We start from the raw sequence: 4439 nt of genomic DNA, 5'->3' as shown, positions 1-4439 counted from the left end.
TACGCTAAGCGACTTGAACTTAATAAGTTTTTTGAATCGGCACAGTGGATAGACAGTCAATTGTTTGGTAAAATAAAAATGGATTTTGAAGCATTTATTTTGCCTTTAGTAAATGGAGGTGCGACAAAGGACGAATTATTAAAGGAAGTAGTATTAAAAGTTGTACAGCCAATTCTTGACTTAATAAATATTGAAGGCGAAAATGATGAAGTTTTAAATTATAATGCTGATGATATTTTTGGAATGGTGTATTATTTAACTGGACAATGTCATTTAAATTGGAAGAACTATGATAGTATATAATCAAGCATTTGACCTTTACCATACTATTTTTAGACTTCTTCATTTTCTAAATAAATTTGAAAATCAAACAATTTTAGAAATTGAAAGAGTTAGAATTTGGGATTTCTATTTACTTTTCCCAAGTAAAATTCACGATATACGCCTAAAGCAAGATGAATCAGATATAAGAAAAATCAGAAAAGAGTTTATAAAAGATTCCAACAATCCTTATGAACGAATAACAGAAAATAGAAAGATTTTTGAAAAAATAAAACCCTATCAACAAGCTGCACTTAACTGTATTGCCTCATATGGCATTATTGATAAATCATTATTGAATCAACAAAGAATTTCAATAATCAACAAAGATATACTTATTGAGTTCGTAAAAAACTTTGAAGAACTTTCACCAAAAGAAAGAAACGTAATCGCTTTAATGACTTCACATTTTAATCAAGTTTCATTATTTGGTACAGATGGATTAAAAAACAGAACTAACCTAATAGAAAGCAAATATGATGCGTAATAATATATTTCTAAATAGATTACAAATTATTACAGATGATGGCAAAATCGCTTACGATGAAATATTTCATAAAGGGGTTAATATTATTAGAGGAGATAATAGTAGCGGTAAGTCAACAATAACACATTTCATATTCTATGTGTTGGGAGGTGCTTTCAATGATTTTGTTCCAGAAGCCCGATTGTGTTCACAAGCAATTGCAGAAGTAGAAATGAACAATGCAATATTCACAATTAAACGTGATATTGAAAAAGACCAAGAAGGAAATATCAGTACACAATCGCCTTTATTTTTTTATTGGGGGAGTATGGAAGAAAGCTTTAACCCGCCTATTGATAAAGGATGGCAAAAATTTGGTTATAAAACATTAGATAGCAGGAAAAGTTTTTCAAATGTGCTGTTTGATAATCTCGGTTTACCTATTGTTAAAGGAGACAATAATATTACTTTTCATCAAATTTTACGACTGTTATACATTGACCAAGATTCACCAACAAGTTCATTGTTTTACTATGAACATTTCGATAGTCAATTAACGAGAGAAACTGTTTCAGACTTATTACTTGGTGTCTATAATGAGGAGTTGTATGAAAATAAGAAACGTTTAATTTCAGCGGAGAAGGAATTTGAAGGTATTAAAAGTGAAATAAAAGCTACCTCTCATTTTTTTTCTGACCCACTATCTCTGAATCCAAATCATTTAACCACTTCTATTCAGAATAGAGAAATAGAAATTTCGTCTATTCAAGATGAAATTGTGTCTATAAGAAATAAAGAGAAGGAAGTAAATTACGTAGAAGGCTCTAAACTTTCGTTTCAAAAATTAGCCGAAGATTCAATAGTCCAGAGAAAAACTGTAATGGATTTAGAAGAACAAATTTCTTTTTTAAATAACGAAATTGAAGACTCAACATATTTCGTGGAAACGCTGAACAAAAAAATTAAAGCCTTAAAAAACTCAATTCATACAAGAGAGTTTTTAGGTAATCTACCTTTAGAATATTGTCCTGAATGCCTTACTAAAATTAAGCCCAATGAAGATAGTTCGAATTGCAAATTGTGTAAAGAACCCATTGACAAATCATATGGTGTTGTACAAGCAAGAAGAATGGAATTAGAAATTGGTTTTCAAATCAATGAATCACAAAAATTATTGGAACTGAACAAACGTAATTTATTAGAATTAGAATCTAAATATACTTCTGAAATTGGCAAACTTCAGGACTTACAAAAACAGGTAAATACTGCATTGGAAGACGTAAAGTCATTTAATGAGGAAACCATTGATAATCTTAACAGCAAAAAAGGATTTATCGAAGGAGAAATTCTCCAATTTAGGACAATGTTAGAAAATGCTGAATTGTATGATAAATTAATCCAAAAAAAGAATCAGCTTGAAAAAGAAGTGAATTTTTTAAAAGCATATGTGTTTAAAACTGAAAAAGCTCAAGCAAAATTAAAAGAGGCTATTAATGAAAGAGTCCGTGAAGAGGGTGTTTACTTGCTTAATAACGACTTAGACAGACAAGACGACTTTAAAAATGCTAGTGATTTCTTTATTGACTATTCAAACAATATTGCATTTCTTTCAAATAAATTTTCAAAATATTCAGCAAGTTCAAATTTCTATTTAAAGGTATCAGCAAGATTTTCAATCTTTTTAGCTTCATTACATATTGACGGAATGAGATTCCCAAGATTCATATTTGCAGACAATATGGAGGACAAAGGTATTGAAATGAAGAGGGCTCAAAATTTACAAAAACTTTTAATTGATAGAGTTGGTAAATACGACCCATCAAGCTATCAAATGATTTATACAACATCGTATATCACGGACGAACTAAACGTTAGTAAACTGGTTGTTGGTGAATACTATACAAAGGAAAATCCAAGTTTGAAAAATATACCGAAATGAGAAAGACTGCATATAACAGCACCTACAAAAAATTGGCGGTTCAGTGGTTAAATGAAGCTTTGTGCTTCGTATCAAGTTCAGTGGTGGCAGACAGTTTTCGTCTCCGAAATCGCCAACTTCTTGTAGCTGCAAACCGTTATAGCCAATGTTAAAAGACGACACCGTTAAAAAATCAAAACCACATTTATGGAATTAACTATTATAAATTGCAATAACATTGACAGTGGTAAAATTGAAATCACTAAAAATAAGCTAAATATTAAATTTGGAATTAATGGTACTGGAAAAAGTACTATCACAAGAGCAATAAAATATATAATAGATTCTCCTGAATTATTGAAAGAATTAATTCCTTTTAAACATAGAAATTCAGAAATTGAAGTTATTCCAGAGATTGATATAGATGAGGAAATTAATAGTGTTCTTATATTTAATGAAGAATATCTTAACCAATTTCTTTTTAAAGAAGATGAATTAATTTCAAATAGCTATGAAATCTTTATAAATACTCCTGAATATAAAGTTTCTACCGAACAAATCGAACAATTATTGTCTGAAATAAAAAAAGTTTTTTCGGACAACGAAAACCTAAATAAAATTATATCAGATTTTGAAAATCTATCAAAAAGTTTTGCAACAACACAAACTGGACTTTCAAAATCTTCTGCGCTATATAAAGGATTAAAGGAAGGAAATAAAATTCAACATATTCCAGATTCACTAAAAGGATACAGCAAATTAATCAAAGACAAGAATTGTGTAAAATGGTTAGATTGGCAAAATAATGGCGAACAGTTTCTTGAAATATCTGACGATTGTCCATATTGTACTTCTCCAACTACTAAAAACAAAGAAACGATAAAATCTGTATCAACATTTTATGACAAAAATGTTATAAAAAATTTTACGGTTATTATAGAAGCATTAAAAAACCTTGGGGAATATTTTTCAGAAAATGCTAATTTGACACTTCAAACTATAACTGAAAAACAAACAGGATTAGAAGAATCCGAAATGAATTATATTGTTGCAGTTAAACAACAAATTGACGATTTGTTACTAAAACTTAAAGATTTAAAAAACATTTCTTCAGTAAGTTTTAGTGAAGATGAAAAGGTTGAGGAAAAGCTGAAGAATCTCAAAATTAACATTGAATTATTTGATAGATTCAAGGCAGAAAAAACTACCTCAATAATTGAATCATTAAATAGCTCACTTGATACAGTTCTTGAAAAGGTTGGTGTACTTCAAGGAGAAATCAATAAACAAAAAAGATTAGTTAAAATACTTATAGAAAAACACAGAAAAAGTATAAACTCATTTCTTACTAATGCTGGTTATAAATACACTGTTGAAATAATTAACGACAATTCCAATAATTATAAACTTTTACTTAGACATATTGAGTCAGATGGAATCATAACCGGAGGCAAACAACATTTAAGTTTTGGAGAAAAAAATGCGTTTTCACTTGTCTTATTTATGTACGAAGCTTTATATAAAAAACCTGACTTAATTGTTCTTGACGACCCAATTTCATCTTTTGACAAGAGTAAAAAATATGCGATTATGCATATGTTATTCCGAGGAAAAAGTGAAGAATGTCTTTTAAATAAAAGTGTATTAATGCTAACTCACGACCTTGACCCAGTTATCGATACAGTAAAAGTGCTTAAAGAGTTTAATAACTTATGTGAAGCAAATTTTTTGACT

At 29.1% G+C, this 4439-nt stretch carries 4 protein-coding genes; all 4 read left to right on the top strand.

The window, feature by feature from the left end; genetic code table 11:
* Positions 1-303: ABC-three component system protein (locus ACOYLP_RS10940; RefSeq protein WP_422856206.1), on the top strand; the 303-nt coding region annotated here is incomplete at its 5' end.
* Positions 290-808 (top strand): ABC-three component system middle component 5, encoded by a 519-nt coding sequence (locus tag ACOYLP_RS10935; RefSeq protein ID WP_422856205.1) that lies wholly within the window; start codon positions 290-292, stop codon positions 806-808. The genes ACOYLP_RS10940 and ACOYLP_RS10935, both read left to right, overlap by 14 nt.
* The gene (locus ACOYLP_RS10930) at positions 798-2726 is read left to right on the top strand and encodes a hypothetical protein (protein ID WP_422856204.1); all 1929 of its coding nucleotides are present in this window, start codon (positions 798-800) and stop codon (positions 2724-2726) included. Before ACOYLP_RS10935 ends, ACOYLP_RS10930 begins: the two co-directional genes overlap by 11 nt.
* A 186-nt stretch (positions 2727-2912) precedes the next feature.
* Positions 2913-4439 (top strand): hypothetical protein (locus ACOYLP_RS10925; RefSeq protein WP_422856203.1); only part of this gene is annotated, 1527 nt, incomplete at its 3' end.

Source organism: Flavobacterium sp. (genome assembly GCF_049318325.1).
In the GTDB taxonomy this organism is placed as follows: Bacteria; Bacteroidota; Bacteroidia; order Flavobacteriales; family Flavobacteriaceae; genus Flavobacterium.
This window is presented reverse-complemented; position numbering and strand designations above follow the sequence as displayed.